Annotated in this window: 33 protein-coding genes and 1 tRNA gene; 7 read left to right on the top strand and 27 right to left on the bottom strand. The window is 61.7% G+C overall.

Going from position 1 to position 24470, the window contains the following annotated elements; genetic code table 11:
• Window positions 1-11 precede the first annotated feature (11 nt).
• On the bottom strand, window positions 12-1295 hold the full coding sequence (locus BLV15_RS18670; protein ID WP_090231216.1) for an NAD(P)/FAD-dependent oxidoreductase: 1284 nt from the start codon (window positions 1293-1295) through the stop codon (window positions 12-14).
• A gap of 174 nt (window positions 1296-1469) precedes the next feature.
• On the opposite strand from BLV15_RS18670, the gene BLV15_RS18665 reads away from it, so the two are divergent.
• Window positions 1470-1546: transfer RNA gene (locus BLV15_RS18665), tRNA-Val, on the top strand.
• A gap of 103 nt (window positions 1547-1649) precedes the next feature.
• On the opposite strand, the gene BLV15_RS18660 is transcribed toward BLV15_RS18665, so the two are convergent.
• From BLV15_RS18660 to BLV15_RS18615, 10 genes are all read right to left on the bottom strand, one after another.
• Window positions 1650-2789, bottom strand: coding sequence for a tyrosine-type recombinase/integrase (locus tag BLV15_RS18660; RefSeq protein ID WP_090231215.1), 1140 nt, complete (start codon window positions 2787-2789; stop codon window positions 1650-1652).
• 1 nt (window position 2790) lies between these two features.
• Entirely contained in the window at window positions 2791-3021 is a 231-nt protein-coding gene (locus tag BLV15_RS18655) for a hypothetical protein (protein WP_090231214.1), read from the bottom strand.
• A 2-nt stretch (window positions 3022-3023) separates the two neighbouring features.
• Entirely contained in the window at window positions 3024-3467 is a 444-nt protein-coding gene (locus BLV15_RS18650) for a hypothetical protein (RefSeq protein WP_090231213.1), read from the bottom strand.
• Window positions 3464-3898 carry a hypothetical protein gene (locus tag BLV15_RS18645; protein WP_090231212.1) on the bottom strand — a complete coding sequence of 145 codons (435 nt, stop codon included), beginning with the start codon at window positions 3896-3898 and terminating at the stop codon, window positions 3464-3466. The genes BLV15_RS18650 and BLV15_RS18645 overlap by 4 nt, the downstream gene beginning before the upstream one ends.
• Complete coding sequence (locus tag BLV15_RS18640; protein WP_090231211.1) at window positions 3895-4257, bottom strand: hypothetical protein; 363 nt, start codon at window positions 4255-4257, stop codon at window positions 3895-3897. The genes BLV15_RS18645 and BLV15_RS18640 overlap by 4 nt, the downstream gene beginning before the upstream one ends.
• A complete protein-coding gene (locus tag BLV15_RS18635; RefSeq protein ID WP_090231210.1) occupies window positions 4254-4910 on the bottom strand; it encodes a hypothetical protein in 657 nt (218 codons plus the stop codon). Before BLV15_RS18635 ends, BLV15_RS18640 begins: the two co-directional genes overlap by 4 nt.
• Before the next feature lie 2 nt (window positions 4911-4912).
• Complete coding sequence (locus tag BLV15_RS18630; RefSeq protein ID WP_090231209.1) at window positions 4913-5140, bottom strand: hypothetical protein; 228 nt, start codon at window positions 5138-5140, stop codon at window positions 4913-4915.
• A gap of 82 nt (window positions 5141-5222) precedes the next feature.
• A complete protein-coding gene (locus tag BLV15_RS18625) occupies window positions 5223-5612 on the bottom strand; it encodes a DUF7694 domain-containing protein (RefSeq protein ID WP_090231208.1) in 390 nt (129 codons plus the stop codon).
• Window positions 5609-6367 carry a hypothetical protein gene (locus tag BLV15_RS22175; protein WP_090231207.1) on the bottom strand — a complete coding sequence of 253 codons (759 nt, stop codon included), beginning with the start codon at window positions 6365-6367 and terminating at the stop codon, window positions 5609-5611. Before BLV15_RS22175 ends, BLV15_RS18625 begins: the two co-directional genes overlap by 4 nt.
• On the bottom strand, window positions 6364-6870 hold the full coding sequence (locus BLV15_RS18615; protein ID WP_090231206.1) for a DUF4406 domain-containing protein: 507 nt from the start codon (window positions 6868-6870) through the stop codon (window positions 6364-6366). Before BLV15_RS18615 ends, BLV15_RS22175 begins: the two co-directional genes overlap by 4 nt.
• A gap of 232 nt (window positions 6871-7102) precedes the next feature.
• Between BLV15_RS18615 and BLV15_RS18610 the strand changes: the two genes are divergently transcribed.
• On the top strand, window positions 7103-7345 hold the full coding sequence (locus BLV15_RS18610; protein WP_090231205.1) for a hypothetical protein: 243 nt from the start codon (window positions 7103-7105) through the stop codon (window positions 7343-7345).
• A gap of 10 nt (window positions 7346-7355) precedes the next feature.
• On the opposite strand, the gene BLV15_RS18605 is transcribed toward BLV15_RS18610, so the two are convergent.
• The 8 genes from BLV15_RS18605 to BLV15_RS18575 all read right to left on the bottom strand — a co-directional run bounded on the left by BLV15_RS18605 (window position 7356) and on the right by BLV15_RS18575 (window position 15415).
• Window positions 7356-9116 (bottom strand): DEAD/DEAH box helicase, encoded by a 1761-nt coding sequence (locus BLV15_RS18605; protein ID WP_090231204.1) that lies wholly within the window; start codon window positions 9114-9116, stop codon window positions 7356-7358.
• On the bottom strand, window positions 9113-9481 hold the full coding sequence (locus BLV15_RS18600; RefSeq protein WP_090231203.1) for a hypothetical protein: 369 nt from the start codon (window positions 9479-9481) through the stop codon (window positions 9113-9115). The genes BLV15_RS18605 and BLV15_RS18600 overlap by 4 nt, the downstream gene beginning before the upstream one ends.
• Before the next feature lie 130 nt (window positions 9482-9611).
• The gene (locus BLV15_RS18595; protein ID WP_245728227.1) at window positions 9612-9944 is read right to left on the bottom strand and encodes a hypothetical protein; all 333 of its coding nucleotides are present in this window, start codon (window positions 9942-9944) and stop codon (window positions 9612-9614) included.
• A gap of 103 nt (window positions 9945-10047) precedes the next feature.
• Window positions 10048-11223: a hypothetical protein gene (locus BLV15_RS21960; protein ID WP_139210756.1), complete on the bottom strand. Its 1176-nt coding sequence runs from the start codon at window positions 11221-11223 to the stop codon at window positions 10048-10050.
• Window positions 11224-11398: 175 nt separating this feature from the next.
• The gene (locus BLV15_RS18590) at window positions 11399-12445 is read right to left on the bottom strand and encodes a DNA cytosine methyltransferase (RefSeq protein WP_090231201.1); all 1047 of its coding nucleotides are present in this window, start codon (window positions 12443-12445) and stop codon (window positions 11399-11401) included.
• Window positions 12446-12457: 12 nt separating this feature from the next.
• Window positions 12458-13432, bottom strand: coding sequence for a phosphoadenosine phosphosulfate reductase domain-containing protein (locus tag BLV15_RS18585; RefSeq protein WP_090231200.1), 975 nt, complete (start codon window positions 13430-13432; stop codon window positions 12458-12460).
• Window positions 13429-14577, bottom strand: coding sequence for a DNA-methyltransferase (locus BLV15_RS18580; protein ID WP_090231199.1), 1149 nt, complete (start codon window positions 14575-14577; stop codon window positions 13429-13431). Before BLV15_RS18580 ends, BLV15_RS18585 begins: the two co-directional genes overlap by 4 nt.
• Window positions 14578-14584: 7 nt before the next feature.
• The gene (locus BLV15_RS18575) at window positions 14585-15415 is read right to left on the bottom strand and encodes an N-6 DNA methylase (protein WP_139210755.1); all 831 of its coding nucleotides are present in this window, start codon (window positions 15413-15415) and stop codon (window positions 14585-14587) included.
• A gap of 338 nt (window positions 15416-15753) precedes the next feature.
• On the opposite strand from BLV15_RS18575, the gene BLV15_RS18570 reads away from it, so the two are divergent.
• Window positions 15754-16008, top strand: coding sequence for a hypothetical protein (locus BLV15_RS18570; protein ID WP_090231198.1), 255 nt, complete (start codon window positions 15754-15756; stop codon window positions 16006-16008).
• 359 nt (window positions 16009-16367) lie between these two features.
• On the opposite strand, the gene BLV15_RS18565 is transcribed toward BLV15_RS18570, so the two are convergent.
• From BLV15_RS18565 to csrA, 5 genes are all read right to left on the bottom strand, one after another.
• A complete protein-coding gene (locus BLV15_RS18565; RefSeq protein WP_090231197.1) occupies window positions 16368-17000 on the bottom strand; it encodes a phage antirepressor N-terminal domain-containing protein in 633 nt (210 codons plus the stop codon).
• A 315-nt stretch (window positions 17001-17315) separates the two neighbouring features.
• Entirely contained in the window at window positions 17316-17576 is a 261-nt protein-coding gene (locus tag BLV15_RS18560) for a hypothetical protein (protein ID WP_090231196.1), read from the bottom strand.
• Entirely contained in the window at window positions 17573-17983 is a 411-nt protein-coding gene (locus tag BLV15_RS18555) for a hypothetical protein (protein ID WP_090231195.1), read from the bottom strand. The genes BLV15_RS18560 and BLV15_RS18555 overlap by 4 nt, the downstream gene beginning before the upstream one ends.
• A gap of 1 nt (window position 17984) precedes the next feature.
• Window positions 17985-18164, bottom strand: a complete 180-nt coding sequence (locus BLV15_RS18550; RefSeq protein ID WP_090231194.1) for a hypothetical protein — start codon at window positions 18162-18164, stop codon at window positions 17985-17987.
• A gap of 814 nt (window positions 18165-18978) precedes the next feature.
• Complete coding sequence (gene csrA, locus BLV15_RS18545) at window positions 18979-19167, bottom strand: carbon storage regulator CsrA (RefSeq protein WP_090231193.1); 189 nt, start codon at window positions 19165-19167, stop codon at window positions 18979-18981.
• A 194-nt stretch (window positions 19168-19361) separates the two neighbouring features.
• Between csrA and BLV15_RS18540 the strand changes: the two genes are divergently transcribed.
• Window positions 19362-19838: a hypothetical protein gene (locus tag BLV15_RS18540; protein ID WP_090231192.1), complete on the top strand. Its 477-nt coding sequence runs from the start codon at window positions 19362-19364 to the stop codon at window positions 19836-19838.
• An 89-nt stretch (window positions 19839-19927) separates the two neighbouring features.
• Here the strand turns inward: BLV15_RS18540 and BLV15_RS18535 are convergent, their stop codons facing one another.
• A complete protein-coding gene (locus BLV15_RS18535) occupies window positions 19928-20338 on the bottom strand; it encodes a hypothetical protein (RefSeq protein ID WP_139210754.1) in 411 nt (136 codons plus the stop codon).
• Window positions 20339-20775: 437 nt separating this feature from the next.
• On the opposite strand from BLV15_RS18535, the gene BLV15_RS18530 reads away from it, so the two are divergent.
• Window positions 20776-21084 (top strand): DUF1654 domain-containing protein, encoded by a 309-nt coding sequence (locus tag BLV15_RS18530; protein ID WP_090231190.1) that lies wholly within the window; start codon window positions 20776-20778, stop codon window positions 21082-21084.
• Between the two features lie 351 nt (window positions 21085-21435).
• On the opposite strand, the gene BLV15_RS21955 is transcribed toward BLV15_RS18530, so the two are convergent.
• Both BLV15_RS21955 and BLV15_RS18525 read right to left on the bottom strand, forming a co-directional pair.
• Window positions 21436-22371, bottom strand: coding sequence for a hypothetical protein (locus BLV15_RS21955; protein WP_139210753.1), 936 nt, complete (start codon window positions 22369-22371; stop codon window positions 21436-21438).
• A 94-nt stretch (window positions 22372-22465) separates the two neighbouring features.
• Window positions 22466-23386: a S24 family peptidase gene (locus BLV15_RS18525; protein WP_245728226.1), complete on the bottom strand. Its 921-nt coding sequence runs from the start codon at window positions 23384-23386 to the stop codon at window positions 22466-22468.
• A gap of 48 nt (window positions 23387-23434) precedes the next feature.
• On the opposite strand from BLV15_RS18525, the gene BLV15_RS18520 reads away from it, so the two are divergent.
• Entirely contained in the window at window positions 23435-23641 is a 207-nt protein-coding gene (locus BLV15_RS18520; RefSeq protein ID WP_090231188.1) for a hypothetical protein, read from the top strand.
• A gap of 127 nt (window positions 23642-23768) precedes the next feature.
• Entirely contained in the window at window positions 23769-24392 is a 624-nt protein-coding gene (locus BLV15_RS18515; RefSeq protein WP_090231187.1) for a hypothetical protein, read from the top strand.
• Window positions 24393-24470 lie beyond the last annotated feature (78 nt).

Raw genomic sequence — 24470 nt, 5'->3', positions numbered from 1 at the left:
TTCATTCGCCTTCAGAGGCCGAACCTGTCGCGCAGCGTGTAATACCAGGCGCCCAGCGCACTGAACGGCACCTGCAACAGCCGACCGCCGGGGAAGGGGTAGTGCGGCAGCCCGGCGAAGGCATCGAAGCGTTCGGCCTGGCCGCGCAGCGCTTCGGCCAGGACCTTGCCGGCCAGGTGCGTGTAGGTCACGCCATGCCCGCTGCAGCCCTGGGAGTAGTAGATATTGTCGCCCAAGCGGCCGACCTGCGGCAGGCGTGAGAGGGTGAGCAGGAAGTTGCCGGTCCAGGCGAAGTCGATCTTCACGTCTTTGAGCTGCGGGAAGGTCTTGAGCATCTTCGGCCGGATGATCGTCTCGATGTTCGCCGGGTCGCGGGCGCCGTAGACCACGCCACCGCCGTAGATCAACCGACGATCGCCGGAGAGGCGATAGTAGTCCAGCAGGTAGTTGCAGTCCTCCACGCAGTAATCCTGGGGCAGCAGCGAGCGCGCCAGGTCCTCGGACAGCGGCTCGGTGGTGATCACCTGGGTCCCGCACGGCATCGATTTCGCGGCCAGCTCCGGGATCAGGTTGCCCAGGTAGGCGTTGCCGGCGACCACCACGAACTTCGCCCGTACACGACCCCGAGGCGTGTGCACGACCGGATTGGCGCCACGCTCGATGCGCGTGGCGGGCGATTGCTCGTGGATCGTGCCGCCAAGGGATTCCACCGCCGCGGCTTCGCCAAGCGCCAGGTTCAACGGGTGGATATGCCCGCCGCTCATGTCCAGCAAGCCGCCGAGGTAGTTGTCGCTGGCCACCACATCGCGCATGCCCTGACGGTCGAGCAATTTCAGCTGGCTGTGGCCATAGCGCTCCCACAGCGCCTTCTGCGACTCCAGGTGACCCATCTGCTTGGCGCTCAGCGCGGCGAAGACCCCGCCCTCCTTGAGATCGCAGGCGATCCCGTAGGTGGCGATCCGCTCCCGGATGATGCGCCCGCCCTCGAACGCCATCTCGCCGAGCAGCCGCGCCTGCTGTGCGGGCAGCGTGCGCTCGATGACGTCGATGTCGCGGCTGTAGCTGTTGACGATCTGCCCGCCGTTGCGCCCGGACGCGCCGAAGCCCACTTTCGCCGCTTCCAGGACGGTCACGCGGAAACCGTTCTCCAGGAGGAACAGGGCTGTCGACAGGCCGGTATAGCCGGCGCCGATGACGCACACGTCGGTTTCCACCTCGCCGTCCAGCGCCGGGCGCGGCGGCACCGGGTTGGCGGAGGCGGCGTAATAGGACTGCGGGTAGGTTGTGTGCGACATATTGGAGTCTCTGTTCTTTATTTTTTACGGATGAGTCGATGCTAACCGAGAAGCTCACTCCGCCGCCAGCGCTGTTCGGTTCACTTAGAGTTTTAAAAAACACGGTTTTTTCAGCACGTTAGCGAAAAAATGGTTGACACCCCTGCGGCGCTCCGTAAAATGCGCGGCCAATGCAGGCACATAGCTCAGTTGGTTAGAGCACCACCTTGACATGGTGGGGGTCGTTGGTTCGAATCCAATTGTGCCTACCAAACAGAACCCGTACTGCACGGGGCTTAGAAGGCGATCCGAAAGGATCGCCTTTTTTGTTTTGGGCAATCATTGGGAATAGATTGGGAAAACGCACCACCCGATCTACAGCTTCAACCCCGCCTGAACCCTCGTGAAATGGGCCTCCTGCTTCACGTGCCCTCCCTGGTAATAAGCGGTCATTTCCCCGTCAGCGTGACCCATCAGCGCCTGCACATACTCCAGCGGATACCCCTGCTGTTCGTAGAGCCAGGCACCGAGCGCGCGGAGTTCATGCACGGTCGGTCGCGCTCGTGGGTCCTCGATTTGGTCGTAGGCATGAGCCGCGTCGCGGGCTTTCCGAAACTCGTTCGTCAGGTAGTTTTCGGTAATTGCTGACCAATGCTGCTTCGCGTCGATCTGCTCGCGGCGGCGCGCCATAGGCCGGTAGCGGAGTAGGGTGGGACCGGCGATCGGATCCGCCAGGCATTCCTGGACTACGGCGCGCAGATCAGGACCCATTTCTATTTCCAAGTGGATAGGATTCTCGTAGCCGGCGGTTTTCCCAGGGCTTACTCTGATGATGCCTTCCGCCATATCGACAGCGGTCCGCTGCCACGTCACCAAGTCCTCGCGCCGCTGCAGGCTGAGCAGGGCCAGGCGGATCGCGCGCCGCAGCCAGTCCGGTGTTGTGTCCGCGGAGAGGATCTTCTGCACGCCCTCCAGGGTGTGGCGCTGGCGTTTCTTCTCGGCCTCCTTCTTCTTCAGCGTCATATCGGCGACGTTGCGTTCGGCCAACCCCTTGGCCACGGCGAAGTCCCAGATCTGGATCAGCAACCCGCGGTGCTTGGTGTAGGCGTTGTTCGTGAACTGGTCGAGGTAGTCGGCCATGGCGAGCACGTCGATCTGCCCGACCAATTTCCCGCTGAAGTCGGCGCGGTAGCGCTCCAGCTTGATGCGCACCTCTTTCGCCGTCGACTCCGCGAGCCCGCGAGAGGGCAGCCACTCCAGCTCGAAGCGCTGGAGCAGGCGCTTCACGGTGGGCGCCTCTTCTCCGGTGATCAGCGCTAGCAGTGCACCGTCGTCGGCCATGAGCGGCGCCAGCTTCGCGTTGGCCGCTCTGGCGAGTTTGATTGCCTCGGCCAATGGCTTGTTGATGCTGGTCTTCTTGCCGGTGATGGGGTTGCGGTACTGCCAGTAGCGCCCGTTGGGGTACAGGTTGGGCGGGAGATCGCGATTTTTCGCATTGCGGCGGCGCGGCGGCATGTCAATGCTCCAGCATTCGGGCCAGAAGCGGATCGCTGCTGCCCAGCAGGGCGGCCTGCAAATCCACGAAGTACACGCCGCCTCGGATTTCCCCTTCCAATTCACCTTCCTCGATCCACTTCTTCAACTGCTGCAGACTCGGTTTTCCGCCGGCGTACCGAAGTTTGCGGTACTCGCTGGCCTCCATAAGGCGGGGCAGTTGCACCGTCATCTGTGAAATGACCCTGGCCATGCTCATTCTCCTTTGCGCACCTGCCTTCCGGCACTGGCGATGAACTCGGTGATTTCGGCGCCCAGCTTCTGGCCGCCGATGCTGGCGTGCACGCTGACGTAGCGATTCGCGCGTTTGAGCAGGGCGAGGGCGGCCGGCAGCGGGTCGGGCGGGCCGAGGTCGAGCCACTCGACCACCTCGAACTCATCCGGCTTCAGGCCGAGGCGCTGGCCGTCTGGGAGAACTGCAGCGACCGCACCGTGGCGGTTGGTCCAGACCGGGATCAGCGCCTCTGCCGACGCTTCGGGGATCGGCTTGTCTTGGTCCAGGAAGGCCAGACCGATCCCCGGCATCGGGTCCGGGGTTACGTGGCGGAGCATGCGCACGGTCTTCGGTACGCGTCGGCCGAAGGGGTAGTCGGCGCTCTGCTGGTGCAGGGCCGGGCAGTCGATGACGTCGTCGTTCATCTGTCGTTCTCCAGCAGCTTCTGAGCGTGCTCGACCAAGCGCTTGCCGTTCGGTAGCAGCATGTGGGGCATGAAGACTTCCTCGAGCGTCATGAGCTGGCACTCGACCATGGTGACCTGGGCCTTCACCCAGTCGCGGAGCACCGAGCACACAGCGATCTGCGCGATCTCCATCGCTCGCTCGCGATACTCCGCCTGGGTGCAGCGCATGCGGGAAGTGTGCGGGTGCTCGCGCAGCCACGTAGTGGCGTAGCCACCCCAGTTCGCCGGCACCTGGACCGTTCGGCCGTGCCATTCGAATTGAAGCAGCGTCACCTGCTCGGCGCGCTTCTGCATGATCCCGTAGTTGTCGCAGCCGAAGCGGGCGAGGATCTTCTGGATTTCGGCGAAGGCCTTGTCGCCCGACGTGGCGTTTTCGTAGGGGAGGCTCATCGCGCACCGTCCTTGCCGCGCCTCGCGCGCTCGCAGTCTGCCGCCAGGCGCAGCAGGTTTCGCGTTGTTGGTCGAAAGGTCCCTGTATCCGGGCAGCCTTCATACTCATGGCCTTCCGGGTATGATTTGAATGGGCCATGCCAGTACCAGTTCATACGCCAATCAGCCCAGACGGTGTACGCGTCCATGCCTTCGCCCCAGTAGTCGGTGCCTCCACCAACGCTGCGAATGTGGCTTACCCTGGTGCGTTGCTTCCAGGCCAGTTCGCTGACCTCCTTGTCTACCCAAGAGCGAGGGAACTGCGACGGCGCGATTTGAGTAAGCCGATTGCTCAGCTTCTTTTCTATTCGGGCCTTCACGGCTTCACTTCCTGCTGGGTGATGGAGAGGGCTGCGCGGTCCAGACGTTCGATCTCGGCGAGGATCAGGGCGCCTGCAATCACCAGCTCGCGCCGCCGGTCGCCGGTCTTGGTCTGCCAACCTTCGGGGACGATAGCCTGGCCGAGGGTGAGGCCATAGCCGGTGCTGGTAGCGTCCCATTCCCTCGCCGCCGGGGGCATGGCGTAGAAGCTTGCGAAAGCCGCGATCTCATCGCAGACATGCTCATCGTCATGCTCGGGTGTCCAAAGCTCGAAGGCGATCTGCCGCTGGCGCTCGGCCAGGACGTCACGCGCAGCGTCGGTCTGCTGCTCGGCAGGCGAGGCGTTGAGGCGGGCTACTTCGTCGCGCACCTTGTTCACCGCACGCCCCGCTTGAAGCGCATATTTCACCGGCGGAAGGTCGTTGATGTTCTCGACCGCATCACAGAGCTCAGTTGCGAGCCGCTGCAGCTCAGGCATCACGACCCGCGTAGTGGCTGACGGCTGCCCTTCAACCGCGCGAAGAACAGCGCTTGCTTCGAGATGCCAGGCCGCGTGCTCCTCGGCGAATGCTGGGTCGATCATGGTCTCGGACGGGATCAGTCGCCATGCGCGGCGGATCAGTTCGAGCAAATCAGGCGTGTTCTTCTCCATGGCTACGGAGCCTCCTGGTGGACGTTCACTGACAGATCGTCTGGATAGGTAATGAGGCCGGTGGCGCCTTGGTCGGCGTCGTTGGCGATCTGGATGAGTTGGCGGGCGAGGGCGCGGAGGTCTTTCGGGTAGAGCTCGGCGCGGTTGCCGGGCATGCCGTCGAGGACGATCAGCCGGCGGCCGATGACGTCCTCGCAATGGCTGGCGATCAGGCGGTGGGGCTCGGGCATGGCGTGGGCTCCGGCGGGTTGCAGCGGAAGCACGGGCATTCGCTGGCGGGTTTGCGGTGGGTGCGGCAGAAGGTGCGGGCGGTCATCGCTTTCTCCAGGCGAATGGAACGGGCGCTGGCGGCAGCCAGAGGTGGCGCATGTTGGCGACGTTCACCACGTCGCGGTCTGCCGGGTAAACCTCCAGGGCATCCCGGTCACCGCGGCCGCATTCGCGCTTGCACTGCATGAGTTCGTCCCAGGTGATCTGGTCGACCCAGCTGTCGCCGTTGTGGCTGGTGCGGCAAACGCTGAGACGCTGCACGCCCTCAGCCTCGTCGAAGACCTGCACGAGGTAGTGGCGGCTGCGCCACACCTCGATCAGGCTTGGCTGGTTGTGTGCTGGCCAGGCCGCGCGCGGCACCTGCGCGAGGTAGCGAGGTTGCGACTGGTTGGATCGATTCAGCGCCCGGCGTTCGTTGCGGGAGAGGCTCATGGCTTCACCTGCTTGAATTCGACGACCCAGACCCAGGGGTTGGCGTTCCAGGAATCGGCGCCGTTGATGGAGACCCAAAGCTCGCGCCAGGCGTCAAACGGATCGCACCAGTTGCCTGGACCGGGCTCGTCTTTGAAGGCGTGGAAGTAATAATCACCGTCACCGTGATGGATTCGATGGATGCCTTCGGCGACATAGCGGCTTTCAAATGCCGTCTCCCCTTCACCGGCCTGCAACCGCTCGACGCGCACTGCGGTGATCTCCAGCAGGATGCGGGAGGCGCCCCGCGGCATGTGAATCGATGGTTTCCACGCCGAACGCGGTTCGCCGCCACCATCGTCATCGCCTGCCCATTCCGCGGGACCATCCGCTGCATAGATGGCGTGGCCAGAGTAGTAGCCACGCCCGAAACGCAACTCGCGGATTGGCGTTGCGGGCCGATCAGGAACCCAATCAGCCATTTCTCCACGCTCATCCCAGGTGTGACTGATGACGCCCCAGGTCTCGCGAACCCACAACCGGTCACCGGGCTGGCCGTAGGGGCATTTGATTGGATGCTCTGTGCCGCTTCGGTCGAAGCGGGATTCGTCGAAGGTGTGGTAAGGGTTCCAGCTGCCGTCTGCCTCCTGCTGAAGATCAAACTGGAGGTCGGCGCTGCGCATAATCGGCTTGATCGCGCGCCTGGTAACAGTCTTCCGGCCATCCAGAATTGCGCGAACCATCTCCTCGCTGAACAAAATCGGACGTTCCTTCATGCTTGCTTCCTCGGCTGCTCTGTTGCCCATGCCTCGTACTGATCGACCAGCTTGCTGATCGCGCTGTTTGGTAGATCGGCGAAGGCTTGTTGCTCCCGGATGAGATGCGGCGAGCCGAGCAGGGCCTGGAGGATGGTGCGCAGCGCGTCGGCATCCACTGCGATGGTGCCGGCTGCCGCCGGCGCTTCTGGTGCTGGAATCTCCGCCGTCGTCAGCACGCGCATGCCCAAGCGGTGGGCCAGTTGCAGCTCGACCATCGCGCCGTTGGAATCCGCCCAGCCGGGCAGCAGCACCAGGGCATCGCAGGTCATCAGTGCGGCGATGTCGGTGCGCATGCACTCGGACCAGGTGGCGTTCGCCGGGTTGAGCGACGCGGGGTTCACCACCTCGTAGCCCATCGCCTCAAGGCGCGCAGCCTCGGCGTAGAACGCGGGGAAGTTGAGGTCGGGCAGGCCGGTCATCGGGCCGCTCACGTAGATGCGCTTGAGGGTTGGTGCATGCATAGCGACTCCTTGCCGCCTGGCAGATGGCGGTGATCGGTAAGGGAAAGATGGGATACTCCGCGGGCGCCGCTCGCCCGGCTGCGCATCGGGCAAGGATGGCAGCCGGGTGGGGCGGCCTATTCGCACGAGCCTTCCCGCCCAGCGGGTGGTGCAATGCGGAGTTGGCGGGCTGTGTCCCGCCAGTCGATTGCGTGACAGCCAGTCACGTCCGTTTTTCTTCATGGAGCGAAGAATGAAAGTCATCCTGCCTAGCGATATCGCGAGAGTGGACTTCACCCAGGTGTGCCAAGTGGTCGTTGCACCCACCGGCGAAAGGGAACTTGGCGTTCACATCTGGGGCGAGCCGCCGGCCGACCCGAACGACCCCTGCCGCCTCATCATCGAAACCCGGCAATTGCTCACCCTCTCGGTGCTCGACGAGATAGCCGAGGGGCTGCAGGCGGCTGGGTTGCCGATTCAGGTGCCGCTTCCGTAGCGCTGGCCCATTACGTCAACTCGAACTGCTGCGGGCGCAGCGCCGCGGGCTCGCTGGTGCTGGGAATGGCGACTCCCTGCTCCTTGAGGAAGCGCTGGGCGAGTTGCCGCAGTTGGTTCTCGCCGATATCGCGGCGCTCCACCAGGTTGTCGCCGGGGTTGCGCACGCCCTCGATCTGCTCGCGCTTCACGCCGAGCACGTCGGAGACGATCGGGTCACTGCCTTCATCCGAGATCAGGAAGAACGCCTGCACCGGCTCGGCCTGGCCATCGCGGTGGACGCGGCCGATGCACTGCTCGTGCACGCCGGGCGACCAGTCCAGCTCGCCGAACACCACGGTGCTGCAGCCATACTGCAGGCCGTCGATGCCGGCTCCAGCGCGCAGGCTGATCAGCATCACGCGGCTGTCGCCAGCGATGAAGGCCTCCTTGGCGGCCTGCTTCTCCTTCGGCGACTCGCTGCCGGTGTACATCACCGGGTTGAACGCGGCGAGTTTTTCCAGCCAGATGCCGTACACCTCGCGGTGCCAACCGAAGAGCAGCACCTGCTGGCCGCTCTCGACCAGCAAGCGGACGAACTCGGCCACGTAGGGCGCCTTGGCCACACCGGTAGCCTGGCGCACCAACCTGTCGAACTCGCCGGCGGCGCGCATCTTCTCGCCGCTGAACGCCTCATTCGCCTTGAGGATGGTCTTGGCCAGGGCGACGGCGTCCCCGGTGATGTTCTCCAGCACGCGGCTGTCGGACTCGATCTCGTGCGGGATCTTCGAAAGCGCCGGCAGCTCGCGGCCAACCTCGGCGCGCGTGCGGCGCAGCATGATGCCCTCACGGCGCAGGTAGGTGCCGAACTGCTCGGCGTCGCGCAGCTTGGGCTTCTCGCCCGGCGAGCCGATGCACCACTCGCGGAGGAACTCGTCGTAGCCGCCCAGGCAATCCGGAATCAGCGGGTTCACCACGTGGTAGAACTCTGAGCCGTAGTTGTAGATTGGCGTGGCGGTGAGGCCCATGCGCAGGCGGGCGTGCTCGGCCAGGTGGCAGCAGGCGCGGTAGATGTCGCTGTCTGGGCTGCGCAGTTGCTGGCATTCCTCGAACACCGCGTACTGGACGATTTCAGCCAGGGTTTCCGCCCAGCCGCGCAGCTTGTGGTAGCTGACCAGAATCACGTCCGGCAGGGTGTCCCACAGGTCGATGATGCGCTGGCGCGGCTGGCGGATCAGCGGGTAGGGCTGGCCCTTGCGGATGTGATGCACACGCAGGTTCGGCACGAACTCGGCAAGCTTCTCCGGCCAGTGGTTCGGCAGCGCGGCGGGGTATACCACCACGGCCGGCAGGTTCTCCGGTATTGCCAACGGGCACATGCCCGTCACGGTCTTGCCCAGGCCGAGGTCGTCCGCCACCAGCAGCCCGCCACGGATGGCCACCTGCGCGCCGGCGTAGCGCTGGTACTCGCGCGGCGGCTTGGCCAACTCGAAGGCTGGCAGGTGCAGCCGGCCGGCAACCAGTGCCGCCAGGCTCTGCTCCATCTCCACATGCCGGGCTGCCAGGTGCTCGAGCGCGGCCTGGACCTCGGCCTCCATCGTCATCGGGTAGCGCTGCAGGAACCACAGCAGCTCGCGGCTGTTCTCTGGGCTCCCCACCAGGTCGACGTGGTTGGCGGCACCCTGCGGCACGCGGGGAAACACGCGCTTGAGGCGGGAGCGCACCTGCGGCTCGCAGGTGATCCGCCAGGTGCGACCGTTGAAGGCGACCTGGCCGTAGCTGTCCGTGGTCATAGGGCTTGTCGTCCCAGGCGAATCATGTGGAAGGGTTTTCCGCCCCAGGCGGGGCGCTCCGTGAGCGGCATGCTCGCCCAGCGCTGGGTGCTGGCCAGCAGCACGCCGTTCACGACCGGCAGGTTCTGGTACCGCCCGCACTGGCGCAGCGCTTCCGCCAGCGTGCCGTCAACCTTCACCTCGATGACCAGCCGGCTCTCGGGAAACCAGAAGTCGGCGCGGTTCTTCGCGTCGAGGATCTGCTCACGCACGAAGGTGTGGCCAGCTTCGGTAAGCACCCGCGCCATTGCCTCGTGCAACTGCACTTCGCTGCCGTAGCGATAGAGGAAGTTGCCCAGCGTGCGGGCGAGGGCGGAGAGGTGCATGTGGTAGGGGCTGGCAGACGCGTTTGCCGTATTTTCCGGAAGCAATGGGGGCACCTCGCTGTGGCGTGATGGCGGGGAATGGTCTTGGAGCGAGAGATGGAAGTGAGCCGAATAGCAGGGATTATTCGGCTCACGCCGGGCCAGGCGTTCTGATCCACCAGGACTGGGCGTACGCCGCGCCGTCGACCAGTTCGATGCCGGTGATGGTGGCGCCGTTGCTGGCCATACCGTGGATCACGGCGTCGTAGAGCCTGGGCAACTGGTCCAAGTCGTGGTGTTGGTTCTGCAGGTAGGCGACGGTGGAGGCGCGGCCAAGCGGCGTTTCGCGCGCCTGCACCATGTGCACGTCGCCGCGCACCGGCTGGGCGTTGCGCAGGTCTCGCGGCTCGCGCGGCTTACCCCGGACGCGCATCGGGACGATGTCGAAATACATGGCGGCATTTACTGGTTGGATATCCAGCATTCTGCGGGGTGCAGGCGGCCGCGTCGATGGGGTTTCGTCGGTCACGCTGTATATTCACTCTGCCTAGGAGGGTGAATTGAAGAGTTGAACGAAATTGGGCCGGCTATTTCTTCGATTCAGCGTAAGCGGTCGCGCGTTTTGTAATGCCTTCGTCGAATTCCATGAGAAAAAAATCCTGGTCGGGATAGTGTGTCTTTATTTCTCTTCTCAGTCTTTCCCAGTGCGATTTAATACAATGATAGTATTCGGCTTTTTCGATGCTATCGTCTAAAAGAATAAGGTTTCCAAATTCAACGGCCTCATTCGGATCTCTCTCGTAGCGCTGAATGAAATTGGATCCACACGTTATAAATACCTGATGAGCAAGCCAGCCAATACGCTGCTCGTCAAGGTCTATTCCAAATTCATTTTTAAACGCTGGTGACATTATCTGCCTAGCCATTGCTCTCATGGCGAATTGAAAGCGTATTGCTGGATGAGGGTGCTTGCCTAATGCTTTTCCATTAAAAGGGGATGGATTGCATCTATAGAATAATAAAAAAACTGAAGCCATGCTGCCGAGTATTAGCCATATGTCGGTCTCGTTCATGTTTTGATCGGGTACTAAACCGTCTTTGGCTGCCAATCTCTTACTTATTGCTATAGAGATAAGCAATCGATAGATGGCTTCATAATCAGCGGCTAGCTCAGTAACGTGCGATATCTCGGAGGCATAGCCGGAAATGCTATTCGCTTCCTCGCTTCCGAACTCTGCCACGGATAACGATGACTGTGTGTGCCCGTTTCCGTCGAGGCGATACAGTGCGTGATTCTGAAGGAGGTGAGCTGCTTCGTGATGGAATATCCATTCTAACGCGTGGAAATATAGTCTTTGCTGACATTTGGCTGGTTCCAAGCCTTCAGGAAGAATGCCGTGGCAGTTGAGGTTCGGGGTTTTTCCAAACTGCTTGTAAAGGTCGGCAAGTTCTCCACTCCTTATACCCGCTGAAAATCTAGTTAAAGCGTGCGCATCGCAAGATAGCTCCATTAGAGTGCCGTAACTTATGCGAACTTCATGATGCTTTCCCGGTAAGTTAAGTGCTACGGCCTCAGCATATAACCCATTATATTCGTACCATGTTAGCTTGATACTCTCGTTTTCACCTCGATAGTGATCTTTATTGAATCCAATAAAGAACTCTAGGTGATTCTGTGCTTGCTCAATTAACGTAGGGTAATCAAAAATAGCTTCCTCGAACTTCCGTTTCTTGTCTGCACTTAGGTCGGAGTATCCAGTCATTGTTAGATGCGCCTTTGCCGTTGAAAAGCCTTAGAAGATTAACCCGACTGCATCGTTGCATCCAATCATGTCGCCCGTCGCTGCCATTCCTCCTTCCACCGATCACTCGCTCGGGCAATCACTGCCACCGTGTGGTGCACCGGCGATTGAAGCTGAACGCCATGAGCGACGACAGTCAAACTGCGGGATAGCACTCCATGTACGCGGCTATGAACTGCGTTGCCGCTTCAGCATTGATGGCGTTTCCGTAGGCGCGCAGTCGTCCCACTCGGGCGGGAGCCCCATCAGCCAGCGGGAATGTGCCGGGTTCAACTGGCCGCCACTTTCCATCCCGGCAGAAGAGCCAGTCAGCATCTGCCCAGAGGCCGTTAACCGGGCTGGCCCGCACCAGTTCGACGACAGATTCAGGCCATGCCCCTTGATCGCCCGACCGCATATCGCTTCGGTCTTGCGTGTGAAGTCCGAGTTGCCGGCCATGTTGTTTCCGCGCTGCGCTGGTGTGCCCGCCATCGGAGTTGGCCAGCCGGCAAGGGATGCAGCTCTCGGCACATCCCGATAGCTCAGTCCGGAGCCCGCGCTGGCGTTGTGGTCTAGCGCAAGGGGTGTCGGCCATCCTGCCAGGCACACGGCAGCTGCCAAGTCCGGACCATGATTTCGCATGGCTTCCAGCAGCCCGCCTTCCAGCGTGCGCACGCCCTTGTCGGCCAACGCCGCTGTCGGCGTCGGCCACCCAGAACAGGCGGTCCCGGATGTGCGGAGCACCGACGCTCGAAGACGGGAACGGGATGGCCCCGAAGGCGTAGCCCATGGCTTCCACGTCAGCTTGTACAAGGTCGAGCCAAGGTTCTGCGTCCTTGCTCGCAACCTGTTCTCCAAGAACGACTGGAGGACGCCGCTTGCCGATGAGCCAACCGAACGCTGGCCAAAGATGGCGCGGGTCATCAAACCCAGCTCCTTCGCCTGCCGTGGAGAAAGGTTGGCACGGACAGGAACCGGTCCAAACAGGTCGATCATCTGGCCAGCCGGCGCGGCGAAGGGCGAGGGACCAAACGCCGATGCCGGCGAAGAAGTGGCACTGGGTGTAGGGCTTGAGATCATCAGGGTGCACATCCTCGATCGAGCGTTCATCGACATCACCGGGCGCGATGTGGCCCGCCTCGATGAGGTTGCGGAGCCACTGCGCGGCGTAGGGTTCGTGTTCGTTGTAGTAGGCGGCGTGCATGCAGAATCCCCTTCACTCACACAGCCCGTAAATCGAAGTGCAAAGCTCTACCGGGCTGTCCACGCGCAACATGTCGTACTGCCGGCCGCCGCGGGATGTCTTTGCCCACTCCACCCGGGCGTTGATCCCATGGGTAAGGGTTCCGGCGTCTGCTGCTGAGGTCGCACCCAGGTCCGAGGCAGGGAAGAACGTGCCAACGTTGGTCTTGCTGACCAGCGAGACGATTCGCTCCCATTCGGCGATGCGCTTCAACTCCTCCGGGAAGCGCTTGCTGATCTCCAGCAGCTCGTCCTTTCCAGCGTTGATGCAAGGCATGCAGCCGACACGCTTCATGCCTTGGGCATAGAGTGGGTTCGCCTTCAGGCCATGCTTGCGGTGCATCTTGAAACAGTCCTCGGCTTTCCAGGCCAGGATCGGGCGGAAGCTCCACAGCTCGGCGCCGTTCGGGCGCGTCATCGAGAGTTCGGTGGCAGTCAGCAGGTGCCGCTTACCTCCTTCGTCTGATCGGACGCTCTGCCAGGACTGGACGTCGTCGCCTGCGTCCAGCAGCGGAAGGTGGACCTGTTTGGTGAGCTGGTCCCGCTTTAACTCCTTGCTGCAGAAGGCCACCTTTGTGGAAGGGAACCGCCCATGTACGAGGCACATGTCCAGGAAGGGATTACCTGTTGGCCGCAGGATCTCCAGCGCTCGATGAGCGATAGCAGGCGTCCACTCATAGCGGCCTTGATTCTTGTGCGTGCCAGCGATGACGTTTCGCATCATCTGCCGGCGCCCTTCGATCTGCTGTGTGAAGTCCGCCCTGATCCAGCGGATAGGTACGCCGGTGGCTTGCTCGACATAGCGCACGTATTCGTAGGTGGACGGGTGCTCGTTTCCGGTGTCGGCGAAGACCACCTGCAGGTTGGGAGTTTCTCGCTCCAGAGCGAGCAGCAGCATGGCTGTGCTGTCCTTTCCGCCGCTGTAGCTGATGATGTTGTGCTCGGTCATGCCGCAGGTTCCTGATCGAGGAATACGTCGAGCTGTGAGTCGCCGTTCAGCCAGGCGGCGTCGAGCCTGGCGCGGGCGAGAGCGGCGTATTCGGGGTTGAGTTCGCAGAGGATCGAGCGGCGGCCCTCCTGCATCGCCACGAGGGCGGTGGTACCGGCGCCGCCGAACGGGTCGAGTACCATGCCGCCGCGTGGCGAACCGGCCAGGATGCAGGGGCGGATCAGGTCTGGCGGGAAGGTGGCGAAGTGGGCGCCCGTGAAACCGTGCGTTGCCACCGTCCAGACGCTGCGCTTGTTCCGCGTTAGTAGGTTGTGGGTGCTCTCGGCCCTATCTGGACGATGGGTTCCCTTGTTCTGGCCGGGGATGATCTGCTCGCGCTTCGACCCTTCGCGCTTGAAGCTGTCCCTTGCCGCCCTGGCCGCGCCGTCCTTGTGATAGCTGCCGTGGCCGCCATCCCCTGTGCTGGTGTCCCAGCCTTTCGGAACCGAGATGCGTCCTCGGCCGCGGTTATCAGCATCTGTGCCATGGCCGAACCCGACACCGGTCGGCGTCGGGCCATAGTTGGCCGGCTCGCGGATCGCATCCGAGTCGTAGTAGTACCGTCGACTCTTGCTGAGCAGGAACAGGTATTCGTGCGCCTTGGTGCAGCGGTCGCGGGTCGATTCGGGCATGGGGTTTGGCTTGTGCCAGATGATGTCTTGGCGCAGGTACCAACCGTCGTCCTGCAGGGCGAAGGCCAGGCGCCAGGGCATGCCCATGAGGTCCTTGGTCTTCAATCCAGAAGACGGAACCCGCCTCCTGTTCTGCACTACAGCTGCCATAGTGCCTGCGCCGATCCGCTGGCTTGAGCTGACTCCTCGGCTTCCGGTGTCGGAATAGCCTCCAGCGTTGCTGGCATAGCTGTCGCCCATGTTCACCCAGCAGGTGCCATCGTCGCGCAGCACACGGCGCACCTCGGCGAACACAGCCACGAGCCGATCGATGAACTCCGCCGGCGTCTGCTCGAGGCCGATCTGCCCGTTGACGCCATAGTCGCGCAGGCAGTAGTAGGGCGGGCTGGTGACGCAGGTGTGCACCGATTGCGCCGGCAGAGTGCGGAGCTGCTCAAGAGCGTCACCGATGAGTATCTGGTGGGTCGGTGGCATGCGCACCTCAGAACAGAGCCATCTGCGCGCCGGTGGCGGGCAGAGGCTGGGGAATATAGGGAGGGGCTGGCTCCGGCTCGGGCGGGGGCGCCGGTTCGTCCTGGCGCTCATCCATGGCGCTGCCCAGGGCGTAGCCGCGACGGAGCTTTGGCCCCCATAGCCCGAGGATGTGGGCCGGCGTGTACCAGTGCTCGCGCTCTTCCAGGGCCAGGGTGTTGCCGAGGATAACCACGGCCGGGATGTGCAGCAGGCTGAGCTGCAGGTAGGCCATGTGCACGGCGCGTGAGTCGACGTCCTGCGCGATGACGTGCAGGTGCTGCTGGTAGTTGATGTGCTGGTGCTGCATGGCCTCGGCCATGGCGATCACCAGCGCGCCGGCGCCGGCGGCTGGCTCGTTCAGGCGGATGAAGCCGCGCTGCTGGATGCGCTGGCGCAGGTCGGCGCCGTCGCCCACCTGGAGCCGGGCCATCGCCACACAGACTTCATACGGGGTGAAGAACTGGCCGCGGGCGGCGTTGCCCAGGTCCAGTTCACCGAACACACGCCCGAGCACGTCGTCCGGGCCGTACTCTATCGCCAGTACCAGTTCGCCGAGCATCTTCGGGAACAGCTTCTGCTCGTCGGGCTCGTAGCGCTGGATCAGCGCCAGGTAGCGCGCCTCGCGCTCGGCGAACTGGGTAAGGTTGACGCTGTTCGACATCGCCAGCGCGCCCATTTCCACGAAGTCGCCGAAGACCTCCCAGAGGTGCCGGCGGCGGCTAGCCTGGTCGAGAAGTTTGATCAGGCTTTTGCGGTGCGCAGCCGGATTGCCCGGCACGCTGTTGGCGGCTGCGGTCATGGTGACTCCGGATGCGAGGGTTATGAGCGGGAAGGCTCGCAATCGGCGTTGCGCCAATTTGGGCAGAGGAGCCAGGGGTTGGTCGGCTCCATCGTGTCCCAGCACCAGCCGGGGGGCAGTGGGTCCAGCCTGGACGGCTTCCTGCCGCACCAGAAGCACCGGGCGTATGCGAGAGCGGTCGGGGTTTTGGTGGCGAAGCACCAAGTCTCCGGATCGCTGAAGGGATCGCCCAGCCCATCATCGAAGGTCAGTTGATGCATGTGCCTCCGCCCGAGCCGGATGAACTGCCGCGCGCCACCGGGGCCATACATAGACGAGTAGGCCAAGAGGTGACGGCGATGAGTGATGAGCGAATTGAGGACTGCGACCAGGCGCGCTACCACGCGCAGCTGGCGGAGCAGCTGGGGATCACCCTCGAGGAGCTCGAGGAGTGGATGGTCGATGAGGAGGAGCTGCTGGACGATGCCGGGCACATCACCGGGCACGCCGTGCACTTCTTGAAGTCGATCCCACTGGACCTGCGCGCGCGGGTGCGCGGCATGGCGGGCGAGTACACCGCGCACACCGGCGTGGTGCCGCTGGACGAGGTGTGATGCAAGGGCGAAAAAAGGAGGCCCGTGGGCCTCCTTTTCAGTCTCGTTCCCTGAGCGCTGTTTTGCTTATCTCGCCGTTTGGGGTAGCGAGTAACGCACGCTTTAGGTCGCTGAGCTCGAACACCCGGGCGTGCTGCCCGGTCTGCTCACCCTCTCGCCTTGGAGCAACGCCAGCCTGGCGCGGCCGCTTCCTGCAGTGGGCTTACCTCATCGGCCAGCCTGGCCGATTGCGACTGCGGCCCGCCTCATCGTGATGCGGGACGTTGATAGGGCACCCCGGCGCCGGCATGGTTCCAGATCGCCATTACGAAGCGTGAACGGGTTCACATGACTGGCGGATTAGGTTTTCGGGCGCAGAATCACAGCTTCAACTGAACAGGTTGGAGTTCGCTGAGGCGTTTGGTCATGTAAGCCGATCGGCGCCGGAGGTTGGCCAGTGCTGCTATGGCGAACTCGAACAACTCGTCGCCGGTTACGCCCAGGTCCCCGTCGACGGCCAGGGCTTTCAGGAAGTCAGGGAGGGTGAGCACGCACGCGTCCTGAGGAACGGCGGTGACCACTTCCTTTCCATTCCGGTCGAAGCTCACGAGCCAACGGCGGCGAAGCAGGGAAGGCGCTGGCGCGTCGGCGGCTTTGCCCTGCTGCCAATACGCAGCCAGCGCCGCGTAGCACTCGCGCTTGTACTGGATCAACGTCGGGCGGATCGCCTCGCGGCAGCGGCTGACATCGATGCCGAACAGCCAGCCGTTCAGGTACTCAAGCGGGAGGCAGGTTACCTGGCGTCGCTGATCGTCGGGCGGCATCTGAATGTCCACCATGGACATGCAGGTCGAGAGCACTTCGTCGCGCTTCATGCGCTTGAGCTGGGCTTCCCACTGCAGGCCGATGCCTTCGCAGATTGGCTTCATGGCGACCAGGCGCTGGCCATTGGCGGTGATAACGGTAAGGGCTTGGCCGTGAAAATCCACGGTGGCGAGTTGGGTATGCGACATGGCGGTGACTCCTGTACAGATCGTGAATCCGCGCCCGAGACCAATCGGGTGAGCGGAACCGTGCGGGTTGGTCTACCGGGTACAGGAACCGGCGAGCCCGAGGGCTCCCACACACGGCCCGCCCATAACAGGATTGCCATGCTTGCGGGCACAAAAAAACCGCTTTCGCGGCGGTTGTGTGCCCCGCCTGTACATTCCGGGAGACCAATCCCAGGTCGCTGATTTTGCAGCGACCTGTGAAAGTTATTCCCGGAACGCTTTTTCGTCAATTCGCGAATTCGCTAATTAGCACCTCGTGACAGGGCGCCGTGACAGCTACGGCAGGCGGACGAGCTCGGCGAACACCGCGGGTGCCTGGTGGGCGAGTCGGTGGGCGCCGTGGATGAGGCGCTGGAGCATGTCCTGCGGCTCTTCGATGTGGGCGGTGGCCATGATCTCGATGAGCATGGCGTCGGTGCGTTTGAACAGGTCGATCTGCAGGCGGCGGGAGAGCAGGCGGGTGAGGCGTTCCTCTTCCGTCTGCCGGTCGCGCTCGCGCTTCTCGGCCTGGCGCTGCGCGGGGGTCTTGGCGGTCATACGCGGCCCCGCCCGTCGTCGCGCAGCTCGATCAGGTACTTCGCGGCGATCTGTTCGATCTGCAGGGTGTTGACCTTGATGCCGCGGGCCTTGAGCTTGCGCCGCACCTCGCTGGCGGTGTGAACGAAGGGACCGATCTTGGTTTCAGTGATCGCCACCTCGCGGATCTGCTCGGCCAAAACCTGCTGCAACAATTCGTGCTGGCGCCGAATCTTGCGCTGGCGGGTGATGCTGCTGTTCCAGCTGGTGGGCGGCGGCGGGGTGGCGGCCTGGAACCCGTCCAGTCGTTGCACCTGGCCGCCGTTGCGTTCGAAGTCCGCCACCTGGGCGGCCAGCTGCTGGCGCGCCTGCTCGCGACTCGCGAGGGTGTTGATGCGGTCGTAGATGGGTTCGTCGTGGGCCAGCATGTCAGGCCACCACCGCCGGGGTGCTGGCGGCTTTCTCGAAGCGCTCGCGGCGGGCCAGGGCCTCGACATACGAGCCCGCCCAGCCGATGACGCGGCCGCTCTGCTCGAGCTGCCAGAAGCCGGTTTGAGGTTTGGGGCCGAGCACGTGCCGGCCGGCGCTGCGAATCTGGATCGGTGCCATGGTGGTTGCCTCGGTGGGTTGATCTGCATGCGGCTGCGCTCTGCGCGCACGGCGACGTGCCCGATGGGGATCGGGGAGAGCGCATGCGGATGGGGATCGGGGTGTTGGGCCTTTTTCTGCCATGCCCAGGGCCGGACTCGTATGGCTCGCTGATTCCCAAACCGGGCGCCAACCGGACCGCCGCGCACAGATAAAACACCCGAGCGTGCGCGGACGTGGATGTCCGCTCGGGTGAGTAGCTCGACACAAGCCGCCTTATGTCCGAGCACGCGCTATCGCATGAGCTATTTCATGGGGGTGATCTCCGGTTGGGCGCGGCGTTGGAGGGGTTGGCGGCCGCTCGCCGAGGTCGAATGTCCGGGGTCTGGCACCGCGCCCGGTCGCGTTATTCGCAGGTCCCTATCAAGGGGCCGCCGGCCAGCTCTGCGGGTTGATGCTGGGGAGCATCGGGGAGTGATCTGAAACACCAGGGCGTTACCCCTGCTTACTTCCGCACCGCGCGCTTTTACGTACACGTCCGCAACTGCTCGGACACAGGGGTTTTCGCGGTCTTTCCTCTTCCTGCGTTGCAGCCCACGTGGGCACGCCTCAGATCATTCCCCGATACGCCCCATGAGGTTTCTCGGGCCGCTCTTTCGTCTCCCAGCGCAGCTACTGGGGTAGCGAGGCCGCCGCCATTCAGCGGTCGCCTCAGACTTCCGATTTACTCGAACACACGGGCGCTTTGAGCCGGGCGGTGAGCCGCCTGCTCTGCGGTTGATGTTGGCCGCGCTAACCCGTGTGCATGCCGAACCGGCACGGAGGGAGGAGTGTGTTACGGCAGCTCGGCCGGCTCTTCGACCGGGAGCGAGCGGCCTTTGATCATGTCGTCGCGGGCGATGTCCACGCCCTTCGGCGCGTTGATGCCGATACGCACCTGGTTGCCCTTGATGCCCATGACGGTGATGGTGATGTCGTCACCGATGAGGATGGTTTCGCCTACGCGGCGGGTGAGGATGAGCATTGTCCTTCTCCTTGGTCGATTGCCCGGGCGGGTGCCCATGGGAATGGTTTCAGTGATGGCGCCGGCGGGCCTTGATCCACAGCACCGCCCCGATCAGCAGACCAGACAGCACACCCGCGAGGGAAGTTGCGGTGATGTGCATAAGGTCATCCGATTGCGCGGTACTATCTGCCGACAGTTGAAAGGAGTATCAAATGGATTTGCACATAGGGATTGGTGAGGCCATCACCCTCGTAATTTCGGTGATGGTTGCTGTGTTCGAACTTGCTAAAGCGACGGATGAGCAGAGGCTTCGGATCCGGAGTTGGGCCGGCAAGGCCCTGTTTTATGCGATCCATATCTATTCCGTATTGATGCCGACTTATCAGTTGATCAAGTTCGCAGTTCAAGACGGCCCGGCGAGTAGGCATGACATAGCGTTCCTGGCGATCTACATGGTCACGTTGTCGGCGGTGCTCGCTAATTACATCGCTGGCTCGTATGCCCGAGCTATGTTAGATGCATACTTCCGCGCCAAGATCGATCGAACGCAGGCGAGAATCGATCGGCTAGAGTCGTTAATAGCGAGGTCAGGTTCTGCGGCGTCTGAAGTTTCGGACGCAATTGAAGCTGATGGGCCGACACCCAAAGCCTCGATACCCAGAACAGATACCCATAATCCTGGTAAGTGAGCCCGCCTATCTGCGATACCGGGCACCCAATCGCTTGGACGCCCGGTGATGCTTGCGCTCAGCTCAATCTCTTCCGCAGGCGCTCTAAGCTAGAAGAGAAATCGGCTCGAGCGGATGACGCCGATTTCTGCCAGCGCACTGCGGTCCAGCAGGTACTCGCAGTCCAGCTTGATGTGCTCCGCGATGAAGGTGAGTTCGCGCGCCTTGTTCTCGTGCTCGGCCTGCTTGTCGGCGATGGCTTTCTTGGGGTCGCCGTTGGTGTAGTGCATTGCTTCGATCTGGGCGTCTTCGAGGCTGGCGTGCTGCTGGGAGTACTTCACAGCGCGCTCTGCGTGGAACGCAGCCTGCTTGGCGCAGAGGTCCCGAAGCTCGGTGCCGCCTACCGTCACCTTCAGGCCTTCAATCGTTGTCGCTTGGGTCATGTCGTTACTCTCTCTTGGGTTGGCATCCCAATGCGCCCTGTTGCCAAGGCGCATCAGTGATGCGGTGGTGGTGCTCATTGCCGCCCGGTGGGCGGGGCGCAGTGCGTGCCGGGTCGTTCGCGCGGTTCGGGCGTTTCGCCCTCGATCCGCCGTCCAGGGTTGTCCTGGCGTGGGCAGGCGTTCGGGCCTGTCGGATCGCCGGTCGCCGGTAGAGGCACTACGGTCTGTTGTGTTTCCCCTGGATTCCTTTCGCCCGCCAGGAGATCGCTCGGGCTGCCTCGCCGCGTGTACGGCTAGCTGTTCATGGCGCTGGTTTTTAAAGAGCGTTCCGGTAGCCCGGGGTCTCTCGACCCATCAAGGCATTACCGCCTCGACGGGATTAAATATGCACTGGTGCAAATATAGTGTCAATGCACCAGTGCATATTATTTTTAAGCGAGCTTTACGTGGGGGAGGGTTGCGATGAGGGGCGATCCGAAATACTGTATTTACATACAGTGCATAAGGAGCTGCAGATGGCAAAGCAGAAGGGGCGTCAGGAACAAAAACCGCTGACGGCATCGGAGCGTTTGGGCCTACGCGTATCGGCGATGATCAACTCGCCCAGGGCGCAGGAGGCGCGGTCAGTGACCATCCATAGGATGGACTACGACGATGACGAGGCGTGGACCGCGGTGATGGAGCTGATCGCCGAGAACGACGAGGTCACAATCAACCAGAACGAGGACGGATCGGTGACGCTGTGCTGGGGGCTGCCGAGCGACTACGACGTGCTTTTTGAGCGAAAGGAATTCGTACCACTACAGGACGAGGCACCCTTTTGAGCAAGCTAGAATTCCGGCAGATAGCAGGCGTCGGGGCTGGGCTTGATCGCGTCGAATCTGCCTCCTAAGCGACCGATTGTATATTAACGACTACAGGCGGTGAGATCGGACTTATGACATCCATGCGGTGGAAAAGAACAGCTCTCGAAAAGCCTTCTGATGGGCAGGAATGTGTTGTCTTCAACTCATGTGATGGTTTCCGGATCGCAGAGTGGGATGAAAAGTATCAATGTTTTTACAAAAGTGTCCCCCTGGAACCGCTCAGAGATAACCTCGCGGTTTTCTGGGTAGCTCTTACTCCCTATAGCGAAATGCTAGAGCTGGATAGAGTTTTGCCTCTAAGCGGGGCGGCTAATTGATCAATGGATATAGATGCTGTTCCGCTTTACCAAGTAGCTTTTCTTTTGCGGAATCACTAGCCCCGAGTAGGCTAAGTTTGTCTATGTTGGATTTGGAGAAAAAAGTTATACCTTGGCTTATGAAACTCTCCGCAACCTCAATTGCCCTTAAAGCGTCCTGTGACATCCTCGACATTTTGTCTAGTCGTTGAGGTGACATCTCCGATATTTGCTCAGCAGATAGCTCTCGGATTTCAGAAATAGGCTTTACCAAGTTCTGCATCACTACTATTGATATCTGCTCCCTGAAGAACGAGATGCCGTCCAACACGCCTATCTGGACTTCAATTACAGGTATTCCTCCAGGGTAATCCGATCTGCGGAGCCTGTTTTGTTCTAGGTAAATATCAGCGTCACGCCCCTTCAATGCCTTCGGAACTGTGATTGCAGGATTTTTACGCCTAGCCATTCCTGAGACTTTATCACTTACATCACGCATCTCTCTTTTGAAGAGGAATGCGCAGGACGAAAGAACTTCTCCGATCCTAATGATTCTCGTTATTCGCTCCTCATGCTCACTGATGGAGCTTCTAATTTTTCCGATAGTTTCTATGTTCGATTCGACTCTCCGTCTTTCTTTTAGCGCAGCTTTGACGCTGCCGAAATTAAGGTTCAAATGCCTTTTTGCGCAATCCTTGCCTATATTGGTGATTAGGTCGTCGCTGGACGCTACGAGCCAACCATTTTGGTGGGTCTGTTTGCAGCCATCTATACCGCATACGGTTTCATCGAGTTTTGAAAAACTGTAATCGGTATATGCTATCGCAAACTTCCTGCCCGTGCCCTCGCTGAAATCTATTGATGGCGTATAACCCGGTATCTTGGAAAAGTCTTTTGGGCTACTAATTGGGTTGGCTTTTATAAAGGCGAAAATTGCTTCGTGATCCATACTCATCCTTGATTATGCGGTTTTGTTTTAAATATTTGATTGGAAATCTTGGCTCTAAATAAATGTGCGTGGACTTCTTTTTAGCTCTGTCGTATCAGGCTTTCTTTCCGTTCCAGATATAGAGAACCTTGGCGTGAATCCTTACGTCGTCGACCGGAACGACTCGGTCCTTGTGATTCCGATTGTCGGAGATCATGTCAAGATGATCGGGCACATCTGCTTTCTGGAGGCGCTTGATGTAGAGATCGCCATCCCAGGTCAGCACATAGACGCCGTCGCCTGAGAACTCGACCACACTGCGATCGATGATCAGCGGATCTTTGTCATTGATCGTAGGCTCCATCGACTGGCCCCAGCCGGTGATGATGGCGAGGCTTGAGGCCGACTCATACGCCAGGCCCATCTTCTCGAACTCGGACGAGTTGACGGCAACGTTCCGGATGAACTCCGAATACTCGGCAGGGACCTGACCGTGTCCCATGGACGCGCGCACATCGTATTGGGGTATCAGGATGTCGCCCTCGCCTATACGGACAATCTTGGAAAAATGGCCCGTAATGACATTCGACGCCGGGACGTAATCGGGCTGTGCCTCTTCAACGGCGGTCACTATCTTCTCGCGCGCGCTCTCGCTTAGGGCTTTGCCGTGCTTCGCAAGCATCTCCTTCACGATGTCAGCTGATGATCGAACCGGCGAGCTGTTCTCGGGCTCGGCATTGATTTCGGCAGCCTTGCTGTCCAGCGGCACGCGGCCGCGCAGCTGGTCTGTGCTCACTCGATAGTAGGCAGCAAGCTTCGAGACCTGCTCATCGGTTGGGCTCTTGATCCCTTTCGGGCCATTCGGCTTCAGGATGCGCGAAAGCGTCGACTGGCCGACGCCCGTCGATTTCGAGAGCGAAACCTGATTGTCGCCGTTCTTGGCCATCAGTTCCGCGAGGATTGAATCGATACCTTTATGCATCCGCGCATAGTGTTTCTGCGCGGTGCATACAGCAAGGGAGCAGTTCGTTGACATGTATGCACCAGTGCATGAAGATGTGCATATCTTCATAGGAGGAATGGTATGAGCGACGTTGCCCTGCCAGACAAATTGAATGCCCTGCTAAGCGGGGCCATGACCTACAAGGCGGTCGCAGAGCGCGCCAAGTGCGATACCTCGACGATCTTCCGCATCAGGAATGGGGAGATTGCCAACCCCAGCTACTCGGTGGGTGTCGCGATCGACGCCATGTACGAAGAGCACTTGAGCCGCGAAGCAGCTGGTGCCTAGCCAGGTGGGCTGCACAAGGCCGGCGGCTTTGACCGTACGCCTTGATGCTCGGTGAAGGGCTTCTTTCTGCACGGGTGAAATCCCTATCCGCTTTTCCATGAATCCAGCGTACGAGGTGCGCCGCCCCATGAACACGTCCAGTCCACGACATACCGCAGAGAGCCGCGACCAGGTGCTGGTGGCGCACGCCGCCGAGATGATCGCGCGCACGAGCTTCAGCCAAGACCACTTCGCCCACGCGCTGAACCGCGAGCTGTATCGGCTGGTGCCGGTGCGCGCGGCGGAGAAGGGGGTGCCCGACCTGCAAGCGATGGATAAGACCGGCGACGCCGCGGCGTACCTGACCAAGGCCGGCGCGTGGCTGAAGAAGGTGCAGCGCTGGCTTGGCGGCGACGTGGAGCTGCCGGCCTGGGTGGAAGAGGCCTGGGTGCAGGCGTTGGACGCCGAGTACCGCGAGCGCTGCCTGAACGAGCTGGCGGCGCGGCACGGGCTGATCGGCGCGCGCGCGGCCGGCACGGAGGGCTGCCCGATCAACGCCTTCGGCCAACTGGTGGTGCGCCTGGGCGAGGTGGTGGAGCACGCCGGCGCGGTGCTGGCGGACGGGAAGATCGATGCGAGCGACCTGCCGCTGCTGCCGAACGCGATCGCCGCACTGCTGGCGGTGGAGAGCCGAGCGCACGAGATGCGCCGGAGGATGGAGAACGAGCTGGCCGCGCACCGCGGGGTAAACACCCTGCACGTGGTGAGCTGAATCGCAGGCACAAAAAAGCCGGGTGGCAGCCCGGCTTCTTCAACAACACAACGCAACACAACATTCACTGGAGCGATT

This window comes from Pseudomonas kuykendallii (assembly GCF_900106975.1).
In the GTDB taxonomy this organism is placed as follows: Bacteria; Pseudomonadota; Gammaproteobacteria; order Pseudomonadales; family Pseudomonadaceae; genus Pseudomonas_O; species Pseudomonas_O kuykendallii.
The sequence above is the reverse complement of the archived record's forward strand: the minus strand, read 5'-3'. Positions and strand labels throughout refer to the sequence as shown.

Bases quoted from the DNA above. Each gene is read 5' to 3' on its own strand.
- BLV15_RS18670 (WP_090231216.1), bottom strand. From the start codon at position 1,295: ATGTCGCACACAACCTACCCGCAGTCCTATTACGCCGCCTCCGCCAAC.
- BLV15_RS18660 (WP_090231215.1), bottom strand. From the start codon at position 2,789: ATGCCGCCGCGCCGCCGCAATGCGAAAAATCGCGATCTCCCGCCCAAC.
- BLV15_RS18655 (WP_090231214.1), bottom strand. From the start codon at position 3,021: ATGGCCAGGGTCATTTCACAGATGACGGTGCAACTGCCCCGCCTTATG.
- BLV15_RS18650 (WP_090231213.1), bottom strand. From the start codon at position 3,467: ATGAACGACGACGTCATCGACTGCCCGGCCCTGCACCAGCAGAGCGCC.
- BLV15_RS18645 (WP_090231212.1), bottom strand. From the start codon at position 3,898: ATGAGCCTCCCCTACGAAAACGCCACGTCGGGCGACAAGGCCTTCGCC.
- BLV15_RS18635 (WP_090231210.1), bottom strand. From the start codon at position 4,910: ATGGAGAAGAACACGCCTGATTTGCTCGAACTGATCCGCCGCGCATGG.
- BLV15_RS18630 (WP_090231209.1), bottom strand. From the start codon at position 5,140: ATGCCCGAGCCCCACCGCCTGATCGCCAGCCATTGCGAGGACGTCATC.
- BLV15_RS18625 (WP_090231208.1), bottom strand. From the start codon at position 5,612: ATGAGCCTCTCCCGCAACGAACGCCGGGCGCTGAATCGATCCAACCAG.
- BLV15_RS22175 (WP_090231207.1), bottom strand. From the start codon at position 6,367: ATGAAGGAACGTCCGATTTTGTTCAGCGAGGAGATGGTTCGCGCAATT.
- BLV15_RS18615 (WP_090231206.1), bottom strand. From the start codon at position 6,870: ATGCATGCACCAACCCTCAAGCGCATCTACGTGAGCGGCCCGATGACC.
- BLV15_RS18610 (WP_090231205.1), top strand. From the start codon at position 7,103: ATGAAAGTCATCCTGCCTAGCGATATCGCGAGAGTGGACTTCACCCAG.
- BLV15_RS18605 (WP_090231204.1), bottom strand. From the start codon at position 9,116: ATGACCACGGACAGCTACGGCCAGGTCGCCTTCAACGGTCGCACCTGG.
- BLV15_RS18600 (WP_090231203.1), bottom strand. From the start codon at position 9,481: ATGCACCTCTCCGCCCTCGCCCGCACGCTGGGCAACTTCCTCTATCGC.
- BLV15_RS18595 (WP_245728227.1), bottom strand. From the start codon at position 9,944: ATGCTGGATATCCAACCAGTAAATGCCGCCATGTATTTCGACATCGTC.
- BLV15_RS21960 (WP_139210756.1), bottom strand. From the start codon at position 11,223: ATGACTGGATACTCCGACCTAAGTGCAGACAAGAAACGGAAGTTCGAG.
- BLV15_RS18590 (WP_090231201.1), bottom strand. From the start codon at position 12,445: ATGCACGCCGCCTACTACAACGAACACGAACCCTACGCCGCGCAGTGG.
- BLV15_RS18585 (WP_090231200.1), bottom strand. From the start codon at position 13,432: ATGACCGAGCACAACATCATCAGCTACAGCGGCGGAAAGGACAGCACA.
- BLV15_RS18580 (WP_090231199.1), bottom strand. From the start codon at position 14,577: ATGCCACCGACCCACCAGATACTCATCGGTGACGCTCTTGAGCAGCTC.
- BLV15_RS18575 (WP_139210755.1), bottom strand. From the start codon at position 15,415: ATGACCGCAGCCGCCAACAGCGTGCCGGGCAATCCGGCTGCGCACCGC.
- BLV15_RS18570 (WP_090231198.1), top strand. From the start codon at position 15,754: ATGAGTGATGAGCGAATTGAGGACTGCGACCAGGCGCGCTACCACGCG.
- BLV15_RS18565 (WP_090231197.1), bottom strand. From the start codon at position 17,000: ATGTCGCATACCCAACTCGCCACCGTGGATTTTCACGGCCAAGCCCTT.
- BLV15_RS18560 (WP_090231196.1), bottom strand. From the start codon at position 17,576: ATGACCGCCAAGACCCCCGCGCAGCGCCAGGCCGAGAAGCGCGAGCGC.
- BLV15_RS18555 (WP_090231195.1), bottom strand. From the start codon at position 17,983: ATGCTGGCCCACGACGAACCCATCTACGACCGCATCAACACCCTCGCG.
- BLV15_RS18550 (WP_090231194.1), bottom strand. From the start codon at position 18,164: ATGGCACCGATCCAGATTCGCAGCGCCGGCCGGCACGTGCTCGGCCCC.
- csrA (WP_090231193.1), bottom strand. From the start codon at position 19,167: ATGCTCATCCTCACCCGCCGCGTAGGCGAAACCATCCTCATCGGTGAC.
- BLV15_RS18540 (WP_090231192.1), top strand. From the start codon at position 19,362: ATGGATTTGCACATAGGGATTGGTGAGGCCATCACCCTCGTAATTTCG.
- BLV15_RS18535 (WP_139210754.1), bottom strand. From the start codon at position 20,338: ATGAGCACCACCACCGCATCACTGATGCGCCTTGGCAACAGGGCGCAT.
- BLV15_RS18530 (WP_090231190.1), top strand. From the start codon at position 20,776: ATGGCAAAGCAGAAGGGGCGTCAGGAACAAAAACCGCTGACGGCATCG.
- BLV15_RS21955 (WP_139210753.1), bottom strand. From the start codon at position 22,371: ATGGATCACGAAGCAATTTTCGCCTTTATAAAAGCCAACCCAATTAGT.
- BLV15_RS18525 (WP_245728226.1), bottom strand. From the start codon at position 23,386: ATGTCAACGAACTGCTCCCTTGCTGTATGCACCGCGCAGAAACACTAT.
- BLV15_RS18520 (WP_090231188.1), top strand. From the start codon at position 23,435: ATGAGCGACGTTGCCCTGCCAGACAAATTGAATGCCCTGCTAAGCGGG.
- BLV15_RS18515 (WP_090231187.1), top strand. From the start codon at position 23,769: ATGAACACGTCCAGTCCACGACATACCGCAGAGAGCCGCGACCAGGTG.